We start from the raw sequence: 18055 nt of genomic DNA, 5'->3' as shown, positions 1-18055 counted from the left end.
CAATCTGCTAGTTTTCTTTGAATAAAATTTAGCGTGCTTATCGTTTTACAAACATGAACACTAACATCACGTTTAAGCCAAATATGGCAATGCACAACGACCCAATAGTGGCATCTCTGAAGCTAAAGAATTGAGCCACGGTGCCTGCGCCAATGGTGCCTAGCATCATACCCACCCGAGTGGCGTTTGAATAAAACGCAGAAGTGAATCCAGTTAAGTCGGGCGCTTGTTGTTGCAGTAAGGTCAATCCAATACCAGCATATAAACCGTAGAACAGCGCGTTCAATATTTGAAGGGTCAATAACTCCCAACTTGACTGAGAAAAGTACACGCCAACGTAAAAGCAACAGCCGAAAATAAACGCCACTGCCATGATACCCGCAGGAGGGAACCGTCGGGCTAATTTGGCTGCTAGCAACATCGTAGGTATTTCGAGTGCGGCCACAACACCCATCATTAGCCCAGGCAAATTTTCCGGCAACCCCAGTTCATTCATTACGTACAAAGGCATGGATGATAAATACATGACATTGCCTGCCATTCCGGCAAGTATGGCTAACCCCACAAGCCAAAACGGCAGTGATAGCGAGCCTTTAAGCGTTGTATTGAGATACTGTTGATTGGCTTTTTGAGGCGGCACAACGTTCACCACAAACAGCGTTGCAACAATCACGCATGCGATGGCCACCGAGAAGGACGCTGCGAAGCCAAAATTGGCAACCAGCGTAAATGCCAGCGGCGGACCTACTACCCAAGCGAGAGAAATGGCAGCGCGAACTTTTGAGTTAAATGCGGCTAAGTCGATGTCTTGGTTTTTTGCCCATAATCCCGAAACGGTCAACATTTGAGACACGGCTCCAGCGCCCACCGACATAAACAAGACGCCTGCAAGAAATACATGCCAAAACTGTTTGCTAAAGATAAAGGCGACCATGGCAATGCCCACGCAAATCATGGTTAGCCCGTAAAGGCGATTTGCGTTAAAACCTTTGTCTGCCAAGTGCCCGAGGTACTGACTGATCACCAACCCTGATAGCGTAACGGACACCATATAAATACTTATATAAATAGGCTCAACGTTGATCTCATCAATGAGGAAATAGCTCATCAGTGGCGTTACAAACGACGATGTTAGGCCAGTTAATAGACTTAACAGTAAAAAAGGAAGTTGTGGAGAGAATGCGTGACGCGATGACATGAGGATACGAGCTCCGAGGGACTGTTAAACGTAGTTGACCGAAATTCGTAAAGAAAAGGTCGCAGCCCTTAATAACGAGGGCGCATTATAAGTGCTGCGTATCTCATGTCTATGACAAAGCTTTTATTAGTTATGCCGTTTTAAATACTTAGTTTACTTCATGCACCCAAGCCCATAGCGCGTTTCAAATTTAAAGAAAGCTCGCAATTTCGCTAAGCGACTTTTTTTGCATGGCGTGTGCAGGAATTGTGGCGTTATCCGCCGGATAGCCCGCAATAATAAGCATATAAGCACGCTCGTTATCAGGCCGTTGACAGACTTCGGTTAAAAAGTTCATTGGCTTTGGTGTGTGGGTCAAGGTTGCCAAACCTGCGTTGTGGAGTGAAGTAATAAGCATACCCACCGCGATACCCACCGATTCGTGCACATAGTAGTTTTGGCTTTTTTCGCCCGTTTCTGTCTCTCCAAACTTTTGACTGAATACGGCAATAAGCCAAGGCGCGGTTTCCAGATAGGGTTTACTTGCGTCAGTGCCTAACGGCTTTAGGTCATCTAGCCACTGTTGCCCCGCACGCCCATTATAAAAACCGCGCTCATGCGCTTCAGCCTGTTCGCGTATTTGTTGTTTTACTTCGGGCGACTGAATAGCGGCGAAATGCCAAGGCTGATGATTTGCTCCACTAGGTGCAGTGCCAGCAGTCAAAATACAGTTTTCAATTACCGCTTTATCAACGTGCTTGTCACTAAAGTGACGAATACTGTGGCGGCGCTGCATGGTTTTTAAAAAATCTTCGCTTCGGGAAAGCATTTGCTCTTCAGGGTACTCAATAAAATCACTGAGCGGAGAATGGTCGTGAGGCTGCATTTATAATCTCGTTTTTCTGCTTTTTTACTACTCTATCGTTAGTGACGGGTTATTAAAAATAAAAACGCGCTAACTAGGTCGTGTTATATATATCGAAATAGAAAATGGCGTAAACAAGTATGCACAATAAAAAAGCGACTCACTCAGGCAAAAGTGAATCGCTTTGGTGCAATTTTTTGGTAGTAGAAAACGCTGTTAGTGGCGTTTGAACGGCGGGCGAGTGCCGCGTTTTTGCGTGTCAGTTTGCTCTTCTAGCATTTCAAGTTGGGCAACGTCATACACAGGCATCATGGTTGTCACTCTGCGATACGGTGGCTTACCGCGCATGATGACTTCTTTCACTTCTACGTATTCAATAGCTTCTTGCCCTACTGATTCCAATTGCGCTACATCGTTTACCGATAAGCTTACAATCTTGCGTTTAAATGGAGGCTTTCCTGAATAATCAACTACTTGTACATCAACCGTTTCATCAGTTGATGATGTCATAGCTTGCGCTGCGTTTGCAGAAAAACCAAGTGAAACAGCCGTAATTAATGAACCCAATACATAGCGTAATTTCATGTCGTGTCCTCTCGTTGACATACTTACCTTTCTACATTGTATGAGCGAAAAAGTTCTAAACAATGACGATTGGTGATAGGTGATTGCTATCACCTGATTGGATATAAAGAATTTGAGTAATCAAGAGAATGGAGAGCAGTTGAAAGAGAAGCTACTGCGTTGAAAACGGAGTGTTTAACGTTGGTGCGGAGTAAATGGTTTTGTGCACTATTATGGTGCTGTGGCACCGTCTGGTGTTGTAGAGTTTCGGTAAAATCAATCATTTACCCTTTGGTCTTTATCTTGCTGTTAATCAACACCTATGTAAAGTGTCGACAAAGGGTGTATGTGCGGTGAGTGTAAAATTTAAAATTCCCTTATTTGTTCTGCTAACTTTTTGGTTAGCGTGCACATCTGCCGTGTCAGCGATAGAGCAAAATATTCCTCTTTCACAAAGCAAAGGCGGAACACTGTATCTAGAAGCGACCCTAGAATCGAACATAAAGGCTTCGTTTCTATTAGATACGGGTTCAAGCTTGTTAACCCTCAATCAAGCTACGTTCGATGCGCTAACAAGAAATCAAAAGCTTCTTGCCACCAGAACCTCTGCTGCCAGAATGGCAAATGGAAAGATCGTTAAAATATCTCAGTATCAATTAAACTCGGTTCGTATAGGAAATACGTGCGAAGTGGGGCCAGTAGAAGTGGCCGTGCTTCCCAAAGGGAACAATATTTTAGGTATTAATACGTTGCTTAGGGTCGCACCTTTAACTATAACACCAGACGCTGTTATTTTAGCCGGGTGTGAATAGCGTGAATGATTCACTTTTGTTTGATTAAATAGCAATAAAAAAGCGAACCCGAAGGTTCGCTTTCAAATGTGCTTTTCGCTGGAAGATTAAATTAATCGTCGCACTCGCTAACGTCGCCGCCCATTTGCTCTTTCATTTTTACGCAAGCTTCATAAGCTTTCTTCGCTGCGGCGTCTTTAAATTCGCCTGCTTTCTCAGCCGTTGCGTCGTATGCGTCAGAGGCCATTTTCTTGCCATCTTCGTATGCGTCTGAAGCCATCTCTTTGCCGTCATCAAAGGCATCAGAAGCCATTTCTTTACCTTCTTCGTAAGCTTCAGAGCTCGCGTCTTTGGTTTTATCCCAAGAATCTGCAGCACTTTCTTTTGCGCTGTCATAGGCGTCTGCTGTCGCTTCGCCCGCTTTTTCCATCTCTTTTTTTACTTCGCTTTTCGTCTCTTCGCTAGACTCAGTACAGCCCATTAAAGACAGTAACAGTGCTAACGCCATTGCTTTAGTTTTCATTGTGAAGCTCCTTTTGCTGGGATAGTGGCTTGTTTCAAAGCCGGTCAACATGGTGTGTTCAAATATCCATTGTAAACGTTCAAAATGCCTGCCGTTTTATTGTCATATTCGGCAAGCTGAATATTCGACGAGACCAGTCTAGCCTACTTACCTGATAAAGTGTAAGTAGACTTTATACCGAAAAATGAAAGGATTATAACCAAACATTTACCTGGCAAAACTGCATGTGGAATGCTGAGATATTGTACAGCGAATTTGGACAAGGCTACGCTTCTGGGCCTTGTGTGGTAAACACGAGGTGCCGGCGCATATCCTTCAACACAACGCCCTTTTTAAGTAGCGCTGCGCTTAATTTTCGCTGCCACTTCTTTAGCTCGGGCTCCGCGTTTGACACCGCTTCTTCATTTTCGAATTGAAAGCGAAGCAGTAACGAGCCGGGGAATTGGTGATACTGAACGTCAAACCAACACTGTTGCATACCATTTAACTCTTCAAGCGCTTGTGCTTCAAGGCTATCGGCTACACAAAAAACCAGTGCTTGCTGTTTGAGTTGAACGGCCGAGAGTTTTTTCATTACAACTGCTTCTCTATAGACACTTCAACGCTCTCGGTGACATCTGCACCTTCAATGGTTAGCCACATTTGCCCATCTTGAATAGTAACCTGTATTTGCATAGAGCGATGAACAGCATTGGCCAAAGTAGCGGCAAGCGACTCTGGCAAAGTGAAAACTGATAAGTTCTTTTTGGTTTGTAGCTTGTTATGTTCTTTCTTCCACCACGCGTCGAAGCTGTTGTCGGCGTAGGAATAAATCATCATTTGTTGGCTTTGATTGCAGCCCTTTTTGATGCGCTGTTCAGAGGGTTGGCCTAACTCAATCCACAGTTCTATTTCATCGCTAAAACTCTTTTGCCATAAATCTGGAACGTCATCGTCAGACAGCCCTTTGGTAAACTGTAGGCGTTCATGAGCATTAACAATAAACGCAACCACGCGCAGCATCATTCGTTCGTCATTTTCAGAAGGGTGACGGGCAATAGTAAGGTTGTGGTCGTTATAGTAATTGCGATCCATATCCGTGATGGATATGTCAGCTTTAAAAATGGTCGCTTTAAGAGCCATGGTGTTCCTGCTTTGTTCTTAGGAGGCTTGAAGTTAACCCCGTGTGCTATGTAAAAAAGTGGCATAGCAAGTTTTGGCGCTATAGTAGCAGTAAAAAGCAAATTCCGCTGTAGGTGAGTAGCGCCCAATACAAGTATTTGTCGGTTTATTTATTGGTGCGCGAAATTTCTAGTGAAGCTTCTCGGTCATATTGGACATCGCGCAAAGCGCGGATAACCAAAAACTAAACAAACAAAAATGAAAACGGAGAGGGTTAATGAAGAAACTAGTGGCTATGGCGATGTTAATGTTCGCCTGTATAGCAGGCGCATCAAATGCGTATGCTTTGGAGCGCGGCACTATTGCAGAAGATGCAGATTCAGTAACGCCGTTGCTTAATGGTCAAGTGGCGCCTAAAACAACGCTTAAAATGGCAGATGGCTCGCCGGTAAGCTTACAAGCGCTTACCATGCAAAAGCCCAGCATTGTACTTTTTTATCGCGGCGGGTGGTGCCCGTATTGTAATGAGCAGCTTGCCCAGCTTAAAGATATTGAAAAAGACTTGGTGGGTATGGGCTATCAGATTTTGGCCATTTCACCTGAATCACCAGAGCGCTTGCAAGAGCAAAAGCTTGAAACAGAATTCTTGGTTACGCTTTTATCCGACGACAAACTAGACACTATTCGCGAGTTCGGTGTTGGATTCTATTTAGATACTGTAACTGAGTTAAAGTACAAAACCTATGGCATTAACTTAACAAAAGATGAAAGCGGTAATAGTGTTTTACCAGCACCCAGCATCTTCATGCTCAATAAAAAAGGGCAGGTTTTGTTTAGCTATGTTAGCCCAGACTTCAAAGTTCGCCCGTCGGCAGACCTAGTTTTAGCGGTTGCGAAAACCCTTAAAAAAGAAATGTAATGCGAATAGCCTTACCAAGGCGTTGTTCTTGGTAAGGCATGCCAAAAGTACTTTATGATATCGAGCACTGCATTTCATCGCGTCTTATAATGATTAAGTTAGATTCGCACGTATTTGACTGTCATAACGAGCTGTACTTAACCATTCACCGAGTCACCCTATCTCAAAATATCAAAGTGTAAGGAGTAAGCATTTACACTGAGATCAATGAAGTGATGTGCGCGGCTAGACGTTTAGGTTCAATATAAGTGTCGCCTTTACAGTTGTTTACGACGCTTAATAGCTGAGTAAGTAAGTGTTTATTCGCTACGTTCCGCTGACATATAGCGTGAACGGTATTGAGTTCAAGTGTACTTGCTAACGCGTACACACCTTTCAAATTGCGATTTATTAGAAGCGCGTTTAACACGCGGTTAGCGGTGTATCGACGCCACGCCATATGAAAGCTGTCGAAATCGCACGTTAAGTCAACAGTTAACGCCACACGAAGCGCCCAAGACAATGGGCGAAAGTGTAAAAGATGTTCGGTTAGTAAGAATATTTCAAGTGCATGGTCAACAAACAGTGACGGCTTTGCAGTATCAGTAAGCTCAATAATGGGGAATAGCCCTTCGGCGGCGAACATAGACTCTACGAATTCAAAGGTGTAATACCCGTTACCATGAAGAGCAAGAAGGCATGTCTCAATTTCATCGAGAAGCGCTTCATCGAGGGTATTAGCAACGTCTTGAAGCGTTAGGTTATCTAAAAACTTCGCAATGTTCGGGTAGAGGGCATTAATCTCAGCCCATTTACTTTCTTTTGAATGACGTAAGGCCCTCTGATATTTAAGAACGTCGTCATGCCGTGTTAAATCGATTTGGGTGTGCAATTCGTTTCTCGAATAAATCCATCCTGCCCAAGCTATCATTGGCGAGTCCGCTAATCCAAGTGCGTGGAGCTCATTGAGCGAAGAACCTAATGAGCATACCGCTTCCACCAAGCCATGGGCTGCCTTTACATCTTTCCCCATAAAATCGGGTTCTTCTTGCATATGTTCGAATGAATACACGCCATTACGCCAGCCTGCTAAATAGCAGCCTTCTATACATTTTCCGCACATGACTGTGCTCCTGTTAGTGTTTTTTGGTGATAATGAAGAGGCCTGTTGCTCTTTGGTGGTATTTAGCCTGTTGACAAGGCGCACGCCAACGAGCAACTGGCTCGTTGCTACTAAAAATTATGAAAAGTAATCAAGAAAAGCATCGATAGAGTAAAGTTAGATGCCAAGAGCGAACTTAAAACAAATTTTGCTTCAAAAAAAGCACTGTTTTGTCCCGCTATAAAAAAGTTATTTTCTGCAAGAGTGCGAGGTTTACAGCGCCAAGTGGTATAGTAGGGCTTACGCCTTAACTCATCGTATTTCCATGATAAATAAAAACTTTCCATTACTTGATTTACATCGTCATTTAGATGGCAATGTGCGTCTGCAGACGATTCTGGAGCTTGGTCAGCAATTTAACATTTGTTTGCCAGCTTATTCGTTAGAGGGCTTGCGACCGCATGTTCAAGTAATGGAGATCGCCCCCGATTTGGTGTCATTTTTAGATAAGCTTACTTGGGGCGTTAAGGTGTTAGGCAGTCTCGACGCCTGCAAACGGGTGGCGATAGAGAATGTTGAAGATGCGGCTAAGCTGGGTATTGACTACACAGAGCTGCGTTTTAGTCCTTATTTTATGGCTGAAAGTCACGGGCTACCAACACAAGGTGTGGTTGAGGCCGTAATAGATGGTGTAAAAAGCGCAGCTAAAGATCACGATGTTAAAGTTAATCTCATCGGTATTTTGTCGCGTTCTTATGGCGCAAAAGTATGTCAGCATGAGCTAGATTCAATCTTGGCCTGTAAAGCGCATATAACTGCAATTGATTTGGCGGGTGATGAAAAAGGCTTTCCTGGCAACATGTTCATAGAGCACTTTACAAAAGTGCGCCGCGAAGGGCTGCCTATCACAATTCATGCAGGTGAAGCAGTAGGCTCGCAGAGCATTTGGCAAGCCATTAACGACTTAGGTGCTGTGCGAATAGGACACGGTGTTAACGCTATTAATGATGCTAAGCTAATGGACTATTTGCGCGACAACCGTATTGGTATTGAAAGCTGTTTAACCAGCAACGTATTGACGAACACGGTCACATCATTAACAGAGCACCCGTTAACAACCTTTTTGGATCACGGCATACTCGCCTGCCTGAATACCGACGACCCGGCAGTTCAAGGTGTAGAGTTAGATCACGAATTCTCCGTTGCAGCTAAGCAAGCTGGCCTTATGCCTTCTCATATTAAACAAGCGCAAGAGAATGCATTGGCAATTGCTTTTTTAAGTGAAACCGAAAAAGCCGCACTTAAGCGCAAAGTAAACTAATCCGAAAGATAAAAATCGTGCCGTGGTTAAACGGGCCGTAACATTATTTTGATTAATAATGCCACCGGTGGCATTATTGTCGTAATGTGAATATTTTGTTTCTTAAATGTAATAAGTTGCGACTTAAATAATGGAGCTTTTATGCTGCGCTTTATACCTGATGTTGACCGTTCTATGAGTAGCTACCCCAGCCGTTTCACACACCGCCGGGCTTTGGGATGGGTGGCGTTTATTGTGACCCTTCTAACTTGTTCCTATGCGTCGGCATCTACTGACGAAGACTGGGAAATTGCTGAACAGATTGTAAATCAGATCCAGCTGCCCACTATTCCAAACGAAAAATTTGTGGTTGATGTGAGTGATACTTCACTAAGTGCAGCGCGAGCGCCAATTCAAAGTGTAATTGACAAGGCTTCGGCTAGCGGCGGCGGTATTGTTGTTGTGCCCAAAGGAACATGGCAAGTAGACGGTCCTATTCGTCTTAAAAGCAAAGTGAACTTGCACCTAGAGGAGGGCGCTACTCTGCTGTTTTCCGGCGACCCTTCGCACTACCTACCGGTGGTTAAAACCCGTTGGGAGGGTACTGAGGTATTTACCTATTCACCGCTAATTTATGCGCTAAATGTGGAAGATGTGGCAATTACAGGTAAAGGTACTATCGACGGAAATGCCCAATCGGCGTTCATTGGCTGGTATGAGAAACAAAATACAGATATGCATGCGCTTCGTAAAATGGGGTTTGATGGCGTTCCAGTAGAGAAGCGTCAGTTCGGAGAAGGGCATTACTTGCGCCCTCCGCTTATTCAGTTTTTCCACGCCAAGCGTGTGCTGCTTGAAGATTATACGGCCCTGAACTCACCGTTTTGGGTTAATCACTTAGTTTATACTTCTCATGCTACGGTAAGACGAGTGAAGGTAGAAAGTCACCTGTACAACAACGATGGGTTAGACATTGAGTCGAGCCAGTTTGTGCTTGCCGAAGATAATCACTTTAGAACCGGTGATGACGGTATCGTTATTAAGTCTGGTAGAGACGCCGACGGTCGAAATATAGGTATACCTAGCACAGACATTGTTGCGCGAAACAATGATTTAGGCGGGGAAGACGGCATTGGTCTTGGTTCGGAAATGTCTGGCGGCATTAAGCGCGTATTTTTTGAGAACAACATCTTGCATGAAGGCGACTCAGCATATCGCTTTAAGAGTAACTTAGACAGAGGCGGGCGCGTCGAAATGGTTCGAATTAGAGGCAGTAAAGTGGCTTCGTTTAAGCACTTATTCTGGTTCCAGCTAAACTACCCAAGTAATTTACATGGTAATTTTCCGGCTACCTATACCGACATTATTATTGAAGATTTAACGGTAGAAAATGTGGGAACGGTTTTGGAAATTCACGCTCCGGACGCAGCCCCTGTGCACAACGTTAAATTCAAAGACATTAAAATTAAGGAAGCAGAAGAAATTCTTGTCCTAGAAAATGCCGACGATATTAGCTTTGAAAATGTCAGCATAGGTGAGCAAATCTGGAACGGCACGTTTTCTTCGCTGCACATAGAATCTATTACTCGCTAGAAAACAGGTTAAACGCGATAGGTTGTTCGCATTGGTCCTTTATTTTCGCCGTAACAAGCGGCTAATTAATTGTAGGCGAACCTATTTAGGTTCGCTGGCTTTCAGTTTCGACCAGCTCAACAACAAGGCGTAAATTACTTTGTGTTGATACCGCATTAAATGGGTAGCAGGTAACTAAGTAGAGCTGCTGCCCATTTACATCTACTTTCATTGCCGAGGCGGCATCGACTATCGTCTTCGATACAACCCGATAGGTTACCCACTGTGAGTTCGGCAACTGCAATTGCATAATATCTCTGGCTCTCACCTTCTTTAAGAACGTGAAGTGAGTATCTCTATGCCCGCCAATCACACTACCACCCTGTCCGAGTGGGGGCGAGCCGGTGTGGTGTCCAGGGCCAAATGCAAGGGCGTTTCCCTGTGCGCCTTCTAGTACATACAGCTGCGTTTCGCTTTTGGCATGAACCAGCTTGCCTACTGGCCAGGTATCAGACCAACGCCAAGGCTTCTGGTTAGCACCAGTGGTTAGCGTTTCTTCCCACGAAGATTGAATTAAATATTGCGCGAGCTCAGCTTTCAGCAATATCCAGCCAGCTTTGCCAAAGCTGGCTGTGGCGATCAAGACTAAGATGATGGTAAAAGAGTATTTAATCATTGTTTGTCCAAGCAATATTCAGTCAAAAAATAAAGAAATGAGCCTAAGGTGCTAACCTCGTTCCCCCTTTGTTTCGCAAAAAGGCGATGCTGTGAAAAAGCGACAATAAAAGCATGGCAATCATACCTAATACGACATGTTCAGATACACCCGCTGCGGTTTGGGGGTAACTGATTTGTCTGAATTGCGTTCCCTGTGGCATTAAGTTTCTTACGTTTTCGGTGGAAGACGGTATGCGCTGTGTATTTGCTATTTTTTCTTCAATAGCAACGAAGCTGGTGAACTCTGTTATAAGTTTATGGGGCAGGGCTACAGCAAGAATGTCCTGTTTTACTTCATCTACATTTCGCCCTAACGCTTTTTCATCCATTAACGCCGCCACTTTCTTTCTTGCCCACGCAGTCGCTACGCCAATGTGTTGAGTAGAACCTGTCGACGTTGGCGATATTGCTACCGAACGGGTCCACTCGCGAGTGGTGCCCTGCTTGTCTACTAGTGTGCCTTTAAGGGTTATTTTTCCGCTTGTACCGGCGTTATGAGGCAGTTTCACATTCAAGAGCAAAGGTACTCCCGCGTATAAATCAGGGATCTTAGAAGGGTAAATCTCTGCTGACTGTGCATAGCCAGCTGGTAGAGTGAGGCTTAAATTACTCAACACAGGGCTTTCTAACTTATAAAGCAAGCTATCCATTTGCTGTTTAATATCTGCAGTATTGCTAACAAATACATAGCTTCCGCGACCAAACTGAGCGGCTCGGGTCATAAAATAACTATTGGGCGCGCTGCCTATGCCTACTGTAAAAAGGCGCGCATCACCCAGTTCGTTCTTTATTTGCGAGAACAATGCAGCTTCATTGCCTACCGCCCCATCGGTGATAAAGACAACTTGTTTTATAAAATTTTCAGCTGTCGTGGGTTTAAGTGCGGCATTAAGCGCTGATGCCATTTCAGTGCCGCCCCCTGCATTGAGGTGCTTTACAAAGTTCCTCGCATATTGCTTGTTTCGTGTTGTTCCCTCTACCGAGGTTTCAAACAAACGCGTGGTGTCATTGTTAAATGCTACAACATTAAATCGGTCTTTCTCACTCAAGCGGTCTATCGCTAATTGTAAACTCTCTTTTGCGTCGACAATTGGCCGACCTCCCATAGAGCCTGACGTGTCGATAACGAAGGTGATATCGCGATCAAAATCCTGTAAATCTTGGCTCTTCACTTGTGGCGGCATTAGCATAACAAGGGCGTAGTCATGCTGATCTTTTGATTCAGTGAAAATAGCTGCTTGTGGTGCACTAGAGGGCGAAGGCTGCCACTCTAGCCAAATGTCTCGGTCCATTTTGATATTGCTTTGATTAAAGGTGACAAGATAATTACCTGTGGATTCTGACCAATTCACACGGTGATTTCTGCTAGTGACGCTATTAAGCGTTAAACCAGTATTTAGTGTTGCGTTGAACGTAAGTTGCGGGCCTTCATTGCCTTCTCTCATATAAGGCGTGATAGCTCTGGCATCGGGTACCTGATCTGTGGGTTCTCCCCAACCTGTACCTGATATTTCAGCCACTGTATTCTCGTTAAACTGATTTAGGGGAATGCCGGGCGAATAGCGAGGAGTGAGCGTAGTAGGCAAGTGAAAAGTAAATTTTCCATCGCGGTAGTCTACCTGTTGGACGTACTGAAGTGTCACCGTTATTTCCTCACCCGGCGCTATATTCGCGACCTGCTGAGTAAATAAATTTGGGCGTTGTTGCTCTGTTAAACTGGCTTTCTTTCCCGCTTTTTTGGCCGCTTCAAATGCTTCTTTCGCTTCTGCCTTCGGCTTAATTTGCCCCCGGATTATTCTGTCTCCTATTAGCATTTCCATACTGTTAATCGCCGCGTTTTCATTAAGCGGAAAGGTGTAAACGGCATGCTTCCATTCATTACTAGTGTTAGTGAATTTTTGAGAATAGGTAACGTGCGCAATCATGCCATTCACCTGTAAATCCACGTCAGTTGAATGCAATAGAGCGGGGGAATACTCACCGTCCACGCTTTGCAGCATCAATTCGCCAGACTCAGCGCGACTTAGCGGGCTAACTACTATGCCAAGCAAAAAGCAGAGGAAGGAAGTAAGGATAAGCAACCTGTGATTACGCGGCTTGGCTGCATGTTGCCGTTCCCTAAACCAAGGTTTGTGAGTATTGGCAGGCGTTAAATAATCCCGTTTGGGTGTTTTGGAAAATAGCATCAGGTAAGCTCGCTTTAGTATCGACACTTACCATTAAGCGCCCTGAATAGGGCGAATTGTGAACAGAGATTATGGCAATCTAATGGGCAATGGTGGCGAAGGTGTTACTCGCCTGCCATGGCGCGACCTTTGGTTTTAACACTGGCTATCAGCATATAAATACTGGTAGCAAGTAAGCACGCAAATAAGTAACCCATCAACCCTTGAGGGCCGACTAAAAAGTTATCGGCAATAAGTGGGCCTACTACTGAACCCACGCTATAGCTGAAAAGCATGACCTGTGTGGCGCATACAATGAAGCTAGCATCGAGTTTGTCGCAGGCCAGATTTATTGCCACTGGGTATAGGGCAAATATTGCCATTCCTAATAGAAACAGACCTGCTCCCAAAGCGTATACACCACTAACCGCTGCGGTTAATGTTATGGCGGCGACACCCAGTAAACAAAATAGCGCCATGAGTAACGTGCGGCCTAAGTACTTGGATAGCGCAGGAATTAAAGGTTGAACTGCCATAGCGCCTAAAATAATTAAGGCCATTAAGCTACCCAAATCGTCATGAGCAATGCCGCGGTTTAATAGTTCAAGGGGCATTAAGCCGTAAATGGCACCTAGAGTTAAGCCTGACACTATGCAACCAATAATTGCGGCATGATTTAGTTTCGATATTTGCTTTAGCGACAGTGGCGTACTGTGTGAAGCTTCAGGCTGCTCGCTTCTTGCAAACAAAAGTACGCCTATGGCTAAAATCAACATAGTGAAAATGGCAGCAAAAGGAAGCATGCCGCCTACGCCAATAGCGCCAATACCTAACTGACCTAAAGAGCTTCCCCCGTACAGTGCGCCCATGTATAAGCCTAAACGTTTGGCTCTATCAGCTTCGTCGCCGTGTAAAAGCCACGACTCTACGATAACAAATACACCCGCTACAGCAACGCCAGCGACTAACCGAGCCACAAGCCAAACCGCGGTGTGAGCAAACAAAGGCATTACTACAATAGTTAGTAATAGTACGCCTAAACACAGCGCAAAACCGTGCTTGTACCCAATGCGGGTGACCAACGGTTCAATACTAAGGGCACCCACTAGCAGTCCAGCGTAAAAGCTACTAGCCAGCCAACTGGCGATAGTCGTGTCTAGGTTGTAATGGCTGAGCATTAGTGGGATCAGACTCATCAAATAGCCAGACGCAACTGCGTACATACCCAGCGCAATAACGGGAACAGAAACCCGCGCTTTGGCTGGCGGGATAAGGGTGTTGTCCAAGGTAATGCCTTACATCAAAGGAAAGAGAAGATAATTTCGCGGCGCGAATATGAGGCAAATTCAGATATAGGTAAAATGAAAAGAAATGCTCGTAAAGATGCTAAAAATTGATGGTGAGGAAGGCGCTGCTAGATAGTGCATGCGCCTTAGATAGTTTAAGCATTAGCGCCTTAAATCATCCGGTGTATGATCTGCCACAAATGCGTTTCTTTCGCCCATAGGTTTATCTTCTCCTACCGTACTGTCCGCGGAGGTTTGTAGCTCTATCGACGAGTTTACCTCTGCACCAATTAGAATGATATACGCGGTTAAGTACAGCCACATAAGCAAAATAATAATGCCCCCAACGGATCCGTAGGTTTTGTTGTAGCTTCCAAATTCATTGAGGTATATCGAAAAGCCATACGAGGCTACTACCCATAATAAGGTGGCAAAAACTGAACCCGGTGTCACCCAGCGCCACTGGGCTTCTCTTCGGTGAGGGGCATATCGGTATAGGGCTGAAAGCGCAATATTAAATAGGGCCAGCATAACTGGCCAAGTCACCCACATGGCTTGCTCGGTACTAAGGGCACTTGACGTCATCCAGTTTATTGCTTCGGGTAAAATGGTGATGCAGGCGAGGGACACAATTACGGTAAGGATCATAAATATGGTGCACGTAATGCGCGCTAGAATACCTTTGAAAAAGCCTCTTCCTTCCGCCTCGCTATAGGTAATGTTGCATGCTTTTATCAGTGCGTTGGCGCCTTTGCTACTGCTCCACAGTGACAAGAGCAGAGTAAATAAAAAACTCCAGCCTAATGCAGTATTCGACTTCTCAGTTAAATTTTTAAGCTGTTCTTCAATGATGTAGCGACTGTCATTTGGCACCACGTTTACCAGCAATGCCATGTGGCGTTGCAGTTCATCGGGAGAGACAACAAGCCCATACAAGGCAATAGTTGCCCCTAGTAAGGGGAAGATAGCCAGCAAGCAGTAAAAGGCAACGCCAGCAGAGATAAGAGGAATGTTGTCTTTTTGCAGGCTAGTGAAAATACGCTTTGAAATACTCCACCAACTTTTCAACGAAAGCTCGAATGCAGATTTAGCGTGGTTGAAACGTTCCTTGCTCATGTGTCCTCATGTTTTGCCTAAACGATAGAACTCTTAAAGCTTGATACATGAAAACTTCGCTGTCGGCTTACATCAGCTTAAAAAAGGAGCGAGAAACAAGCTCTGTAAATTGTTCACAAAATCTGAATATGTGCGTGGCTATTGGTGTTGGTGAGATTTCTTTTTTTGTATTTATTTTCATAAAATCAATGGTTTGCTTTGTTCTTTGGGAATGGTTTGCAATTTGCACCTTCAATAGCACCTTAGCTAGATAGTAAGAGCTAGGTTATGCCATGCACAAACTAACGCGTTCACCTGATGGGATTTGCTAAAGGTGGTAGGCGGACAGTTATTCCTGTCGTGCGGCGACCCCTGTTTTTTCTAGCTTTACATTTCGTCTTTCAAAAGGAGTGAACATTATGAGCAACACCCAAAACCTTAAAGGCAAAAAAATCGCTATTTTGGCAACCAATGGTTTTGAGCAAAGCGAGTTGATTCAACCAAGAGACAAGTTTATTGAGCAAGGTGCTGACGTTGATGTGCTATCTATTGATGCTCAATCGACGATCAAAGCATGGGACGAAGACAACTGGGGAAAAGAAATTAACGTTGATAAACAAGTTACGTCTGTAAACCCAGAAGATTACGATGCCCTTGTGCTACCCGGCGGTCAAATCAATCCCGATGTGCTGCGTACCAACGAAGATGCAGTTGCCTTCATCAAGAGTGCAAACAGCGCGGCAAGTATTAAAGCTATAGGTGCTATCTGTCATGGTCCATGGTTGCTGGTGGAGTCTGGGTTAGCGAAAGGTGCAACACTCACTTCGTTTCCTAGTATCCAAACAGATCTCAAAAATGCTGGTGCGACGTGGGTTGATGAGGAAGTGGTGACCCATGCAAAACTGGTGACCAGTAGAAACCCAGATGATATCCCTGCTTTCGTAAGCAAAATTAGTGAAATGGTTGCCCAATAAAAAGGAGGAAGTGTATGTCCACCGCAGCTACAAATAAAAAGGTTATCGCGATAACGGGAGCTTCCAGCGGCATTGGCAAAGAAACAGCAAAGCAACTGGTAAATAACGGTTTTAATGTTGCCCTTTTAGCAAGAAGTGAGGACAAATTGCGTGCCTTAGTCGAAGAGTTTGGCAATGATGTTGCGTTCGCTGTAAAAACTGACGTTAGCGACTTTAAAGATGTCGATACGGCGTTTAAAAAGGTGAGCGAACATTTCGGTCGCATTGACGGCATTTTCGCTAATGCCGGGCGTGGCGCGAAAGCCGCCGGCATTGAAAAGGGGGACGTAGATGACTGGGATGGCATGCTGGGCGCAAACGTAAATGGACTGCTTTATACTGCAAAAGCCGGATTGCCGTACCTGCGCGATACGCAAGGCCACTTCATTATTACGTCTTCGGTCGCCGGTCGAATAGCCCTGAAAGGCTCTGTATATGGGGCAAGTAAGTGGTTTGCTTATGGTTTCGGTCAGAACCTCGCAGAAGAAATGCGCGAGTGGGGCGGCCGCTGTACAACTATCTGCCCTGGTATGGTGAATACGCCATTTTTTGATGAACCTAAGGAAGATAAGCTTCAGCCAGCGGATATCGCAAAATCGGTATTATTTGCCCTAAGCGCAGAAGAGTCAGCCTGCGTTCGCGAGGTTTATGTTATGCCGGCGAAGTAAACGAACTAACCACGGGCAAGAGATAGTCTATTCAAGCAAAGGGCAGGGTTAGTCACTGCCCTTTTTTGTTTGCCCCGCCCTTACTTTTAACCTGCCTTATTAATTTCATGAAGCTATTCAAATTAGCCAAATAAAGTATTTTCCCCATCCTGTTACCCCTAATCTAGGTGTGTAGATAAGCGCTAATTGAGTGAGATAGGCGATTTCTAATTCCTCATTGAAATGGCTTTCCCAAAGGGCCCGCGGCGCAAGAACAATAACAGGAGAGTAAGATGTCTAACGAATTTACGGGTAAGACCGCTATTATTTCTGGCGCCGCTGGCGGCATAGGGCTAGCGCTGGCAGAGGCATTGGCAAGGCAGGGTATGAATATCGTCATGGGCGATATTGATAATGCTGCATTAACCGAATCGGGTAACGACTTACGTGAGAAAGGTTTCGATGTATTGACTTGCGCCCTTGATGTTACCGATTACTCTCAGTGGGAAGATATTGTAGCTAACGCCAAAGAGAAGTTTGGCAAGGTTCATATGGTCATCAATAATGCTGGCGTTGGCGGTACGCCGGGGAAAGTTGAAGATTCGGAGCATGAGACCTGGCGCTGGGTAATGGACGTCAACGTTATGGGCGTACTCTATGGCGCACAAGCATGCGTGCCAGCTATTAAAGAGCACGGCGAAGGAGGTTGGGTGCTAAACGTGGCGTCGATGGCAGGAATGATGGGCATGCCATATGCGGCGGCCTATTGCGCATCAAAGGCTGCGGTTGTCTCTATGACGGAAAGCTGGGTACCAGAACTGAAACCTTTTGGAATCCATACTTCTGTATTGTGTCCAGCATTCGTGAAAACCCGCATTCACGAGTCGTATAGAAATAGGCAGCAAAAATATGCAGTAGCTGCTGAAAAACGCATTGATAAAGAGAAGCTTAAAGCCGGAGCTCAAGCAGCCACTAAAGCAGTAGAGTCGGGAATCGATGCCTCTGTGCTAGCTGAACGCGTGATAGAGGCGCTTCAGTCAGAGCAAACTTATATTTATACCCACCCGAATTATCGAAAGGTCACTACGGCGCGCTTTAGCGCTATTGATAGCGCCTTTGTCGATGCTGAGCAGAGTCAGGCTGTAGGTCATCTTATTGATGATGAAATCGTGACTTTTTAGTTCATTCGCGGCTACGGTTTGCGTATAAACACACGAAAGTGCCCTGAATATTGTCTTC

18 protein-coding genes are annotated in these 18055 nt (G+C 45.0%); 7 read left to right on the top strand and 11 right to left on the bottom strand.

Annotated features, from left to right (window positions below; genetic code table 11):
• Positions 1–37 precede the first annotated feature (37 nt).
• From ACFI6L_RS01390 to ACFI6L_RS01380, 3 genes are all read right to left on the bottom strand, one after another.
• Positions 38–1198: a sugar efflux transporter gene (locus tag ACFI6L_RS01390; RefSeq protein ID WP_462573281.1), complete on the bottom strand. Its 1161-nt coding sequence runs from the start codon at positions 1196–1198 to the stop codon at positions 38–40.
• Positions 1199–1388: 190 nt separating this feature from the next.
• Positions 1389–2063, bottom strand: a complete 675-nt coding sequence (locus ACFI6L_RS01385; protein ID WP_014950337.1) for a nitroreductase family protein — start codon at positions 2061–2063, stop codon at positions 1389–1391.
• A gap of 195 nt (positions 2064–2258) precedes the next feature.
• Positions 2259–2627, bottom strand: a complete 369-nt coding sequence (locus ACFI6L_RS01380; RefSeq protein WP_014977175.1) for a hypothetical protein — start codon at positions 2625–2627, stop codon at positions 2259–2261.
• A gap of 332 nt (positions 2628–2959) precedes the next feature.
• Between ACFI6L_RS01380 and ACFI6L_RS01375 the strand changes: the two genes are divergently transcribed.
• Positions 2960–3418, top strand: a complete 459-nt coding sequence (locus tag ACFI6L_RS01375; protein WP_462573280.1) for an aspartyl protease family protein — start codon at positions 2960–2962, stop codon at positions 3416–3418.
• 91 nt (positions 3419–3509) lie between these two features.
• On the opposite strand, the gene ACFI6L_RS01370 is transcribed toward ACFI6L_RS01375, so the two are convergent.
• From ACFI6L_RS01370 to ACFI6L_RS01360, 3 genes are all read right to left on the bottom strand, one after another.
• On the bottom strand, positions 3510–3920 hold the full coding sequence (locus tag ACFI6L_RS01370) for a late embryogenesis abundant protein (protein ID WP_039228102.1): 411 nt from the start codon (positions 3918–3920) through the stop codon (positions 3510–3512).
• Between the two features lie 265 nt (positions 3921–4185).
• On the bottom strand, positions 4186–4494 hold the full coding sequence (locus ACFI6L_RS01365; RefSeq protein WP_462573279.1) for a hypothetical protein: 309 nt from the start codon (positions 4492–4494) through the stop codon (positions 4186–4188).
• Positions 4494–5042 (bottom strand): YaeQ family protein, encoded by a 549-nt coding sequence (locus ACFI6L_RS01360; protein ID WP_039232321.1) that lies wholly within the window; start codon positions 5040–5042, stop codon positions 4494–4496. Before ACFI6L_RS01360 ends, ACFI6L_RS01365 begins: the two co-directional genes overlap by 1 nt.
• A 256-nt stretch (positions 5043–5298) precedes the next feature.
• Here ACFI6L_RS01360 and ACFI6L_RS01355 point away from each other — a divergent pair, with 256 nt between their 5' ends.
• Positions 5299–5940, top strand: coding sequence for a peroxiredoxin-like family protein (locus ACFI6L_RS01355; protein WP_462573278.1), 642 nt, complete (start codon positions 5299–5301; stop codon positions 5938–5940).
• Positions 5941–6133: 193 nt separating this feature from the next.
• Here ACFI6L_RS01355 and ACFI6L_RS01350 read toward each other — a convergent pair whose 3' ends face one another.
• Positions 6134–7042: a hypothetical protein gene (locus ACFI6L_RS01350; protein WP_014950330.1), complete on the bottom strand. Its 909-nt coding sequence runs from the start codon at positions 7040–7042 to the stop codon at positions 6134–6136.
• A 304-nt stretch (positions 7043–7346) separates the two neighbouring features.
• On the opposite strand from ACFI6L_RS01350, the gene add reads away from it, so the two are divergent.
• The gene (gene add / locus ACFI6L_RS01345; RefSeq protein ID WP_462573277.1) at positions 7347–8342 is read left to right on the top strand and encodes an adenosine deaminase; all 996 of its coding nucleotides are present in this window, start codon (positions 7347–7349) and stop codon (positions 8340–8342) included.
• 141 nt (positions 8343–8483) lie between these two features.
• Positions 8484–9914, top strand: coding sequence for a glycoside hydrolase family 28 protein (locus ACFI6L_RS01340; RefSeq protein ID WP_462573276.1), 1431 nt, complete (start codon positions 8484–8486; stop codon positions 9912–9914).
• An 85-nt stretch (positions 9915–9999) separates the two neighbouring features.
• Here the strand turns inward: ACFI6L_RS01340 and ACFI6L_RS01335 are convergent, their stop codons facing one another.
• The 4 genes from ACFI6L_RS01335 to ACFI6L_RS01320 all read right to left on the bottom strand — a co-directional run bounded on the left by ACFI6L_RS01335 (position 10000) and on the right by ACFI6L_RS01320 (position 15177).
• The gene (locus tag ACFI6L_RS01335; protein WP_348670723.1) at positions 10000–10569 is read right to left on the bottom strand and encodes a class GN sortase; all 570 of its coding nucleotides are present in this window, start codon (positions 10567–10569) and stop codon (positions 10000–10002) included.
• A 43-nt stretch (positions 10570–10612) separates the two neighbouring features.
• Entirely contained in the window at positions 10613–12796 is a 2184-nt protein-coding gene (locus ACFI6L_RS01330; RefSeq protein WP_462573275.1) for a marine proteobacterial sortase target protein, read from the bottom strand.
• A gap of 104 nt (positions 12797–12900) precedes the next feature.
• On the bottom strand, positions 12901–14061 hold the full coding sequence (locus ACFI6L_RS01325; protein WP_462573274.1) for an MFS transporter: 1161 nt from the start codon (positions 14059–14061) through the stop codon (positions 12901–12903).
• A 162-nt stretch (positions 14062–14223) separates the two neighbouring features.
• On the bottom strand, positions 14224–15177 hold the full coding sequence (locus tag ACFI6L_RS01320) for a YihY/virulence factor BrkB family protein (RefSeq protein ID WP_014979950.1): 954 nt from the start codon (positions 15175–15177) through the stop codon (positions 14224–14226).
• Positions 15178–15575: 398 nt separating this feature from the next.
• On the opposite strand from ACFI6L_RS01320, the gene ACFI6L_RS01315 reads away from it, so the two are divergent.
• From ACFI6L_RS01315 to ACFI6L_RS01305, 3 genes are all read left to right on the top strand, one after another.
• The gene (locus ACFI6L_RS01315; RefSeq protein ID WP_462573273.1) at positions 15576–16130 is read left to right on the top strand and encodes a type 1 glutamine amidotransferase domain-containing protein; all 555 of its coding nucleotides are present in this window, start codon (positions 15576–15578) and stop codon (positions 16128–16130) included.
• Between the two features lie 14 nt (positions 16131–16144).
• Positions 16145–16837, top strand: coding sequence for an SDR family oxidoreductase (locus ACFI6L_RS01310; protein WP_462573272.1), 693 nt, complete (start codon positions 16145–16147; stop codon positions 16835–16837).
• Positions 16838–17109: 272 nt separating this feature from the next.
• A complete protein-coding gene (locus ACFI6L_RS01305; protein ID WP_462573271.1) occupies positions 17110–17997 on the top strand; it encodes an SDR family NAD(P)-dependent oxidoreductase in 888 nt (295 codons plus the stop codon).
• The last annotated feature ends 58 nt before the right edge of the window (positions 17998–18055 follow it).

It is taken from the genome of Alteromonas sp. G4i35 (genome assembly GCF_054960375.1).
Note: the sequence above shows the minus strand (reverse complement) of the source record. Positions and strands in the feature narration are given on the sequence as shown.

Bases quoted from the DNA above. Each gene is read 5' to 3' on its own strand.
- ACFI6L_RS01390 (WP_462573281.1), bottom strand. From the start codon at position 1,198: ATGTCATCGCGTCACGCATTCTCTCCACAACTTCCTTTTTTACTGTTA.
- ACFI6L_RS01385 (WP_014950337.1), bottom strand. From the start codon at position 2,063: ATGCAGCCTCACGACCATTCTCCGCTCAGTGATTTTATTGAGTACCCT.
- ACFI6L_RS01380 (WP_014977175.1), bottom strand. From the start codon at position 2,627: ATGAAATTACGCTATGTATTGGGTTCATTAATTACGGCTGTTTCACTT.
- ACFI6L_RS01370 (WP_039228102.1), bottom strand. From the start codon at position 3,920: ATGAAAACTAAAGCAATGGCGTTAGCACTGTTACTGTCTTTAATGGGC.
- ACFI6L_RS01365 (WP_462573279.1), bottom strand. From the start codon at position 4,494: ATGAAAAAACTCTCGGCCGTTCAACTCAAACAGCAAGCACTGGTTTTT.
- ACFI6L_RS01360 (WP_039232321.1), bottom strand. From the start codon at position 5,042: ATGGCTCTTAAAGCGACCATTTTTAAAGCTGACATATCCATCACGGAT.
- ACFI6L_RS01355 (WP_462573278.1), top strand. From the start codon at position 5,299: ATGAAGAAACTAGTGGCTATGGCGATGTTAATGTTCGCCTGTATAGCA.
- ACFI6L_RS01350 (WP_014950330.1), bottom strand. From the start codon at position 7,042: ATGTGCGGAAAATGTATAGAAGGCTGCTATTTAGCAGGCTGGCGTAAT.
- add (WP_462573277.1), top strand. From the start codon at position 7,347: ATGATAAATAAAAACTTTCCATTACTTGATTTACATCGTCATTTAGAT.
- ACFI6L_RS01340 (WP_462573276.1), top strand. From the start codon at position 8,484: ATGCTGCGCTTTATACCTGATGTTGACCGTTCTATGAGTAGCTACCCC.
- ACFI6L_RS01335 (WP_348670723.1), bottom strand. From the start codon at position 10,569: ATGATTAAATACTCTTTTACCATCATCTTAGTCTTGATCGCCACAGCC.
- ACFI6L_RS01330 (WP_462573275.1), bottom strand. From the start codon at position 12,796: ATGCTATTTTCCAAAACACCCAAACGGGATTATTTAACGCCTGCCAAT.
- ACFI6L_RS01320 (WP_014979950.1), bottom strand. From the start codon at position 15,177: ATGAGCAAGGAACGTTTCAACCACGCTAAATCTGCATTCGAGCTTTCG.
- ACFI6L_RS01315 (WP_462573273.1), top strand. From the start codon at position 15,576: ATGAGCAACACCCAAAACCTTAAAGGCAAAAAAATCGCTATTTTGGCA.
- ACFI6L_RS01310 (WP_462573272.1), top strand. From the start codon at position 16,145: ATGTCCACCGCAGCTACAAATAAAAAGGTTATCGCGATAACGGGAGCT.
- ACFI6L_RS01305 (WP_462573271.1), top strand. From the start codon at position 17,110: ATGTCTAACGAATTTACGGGTAAGACCGCTATTATTTCTGGCGCCGCT.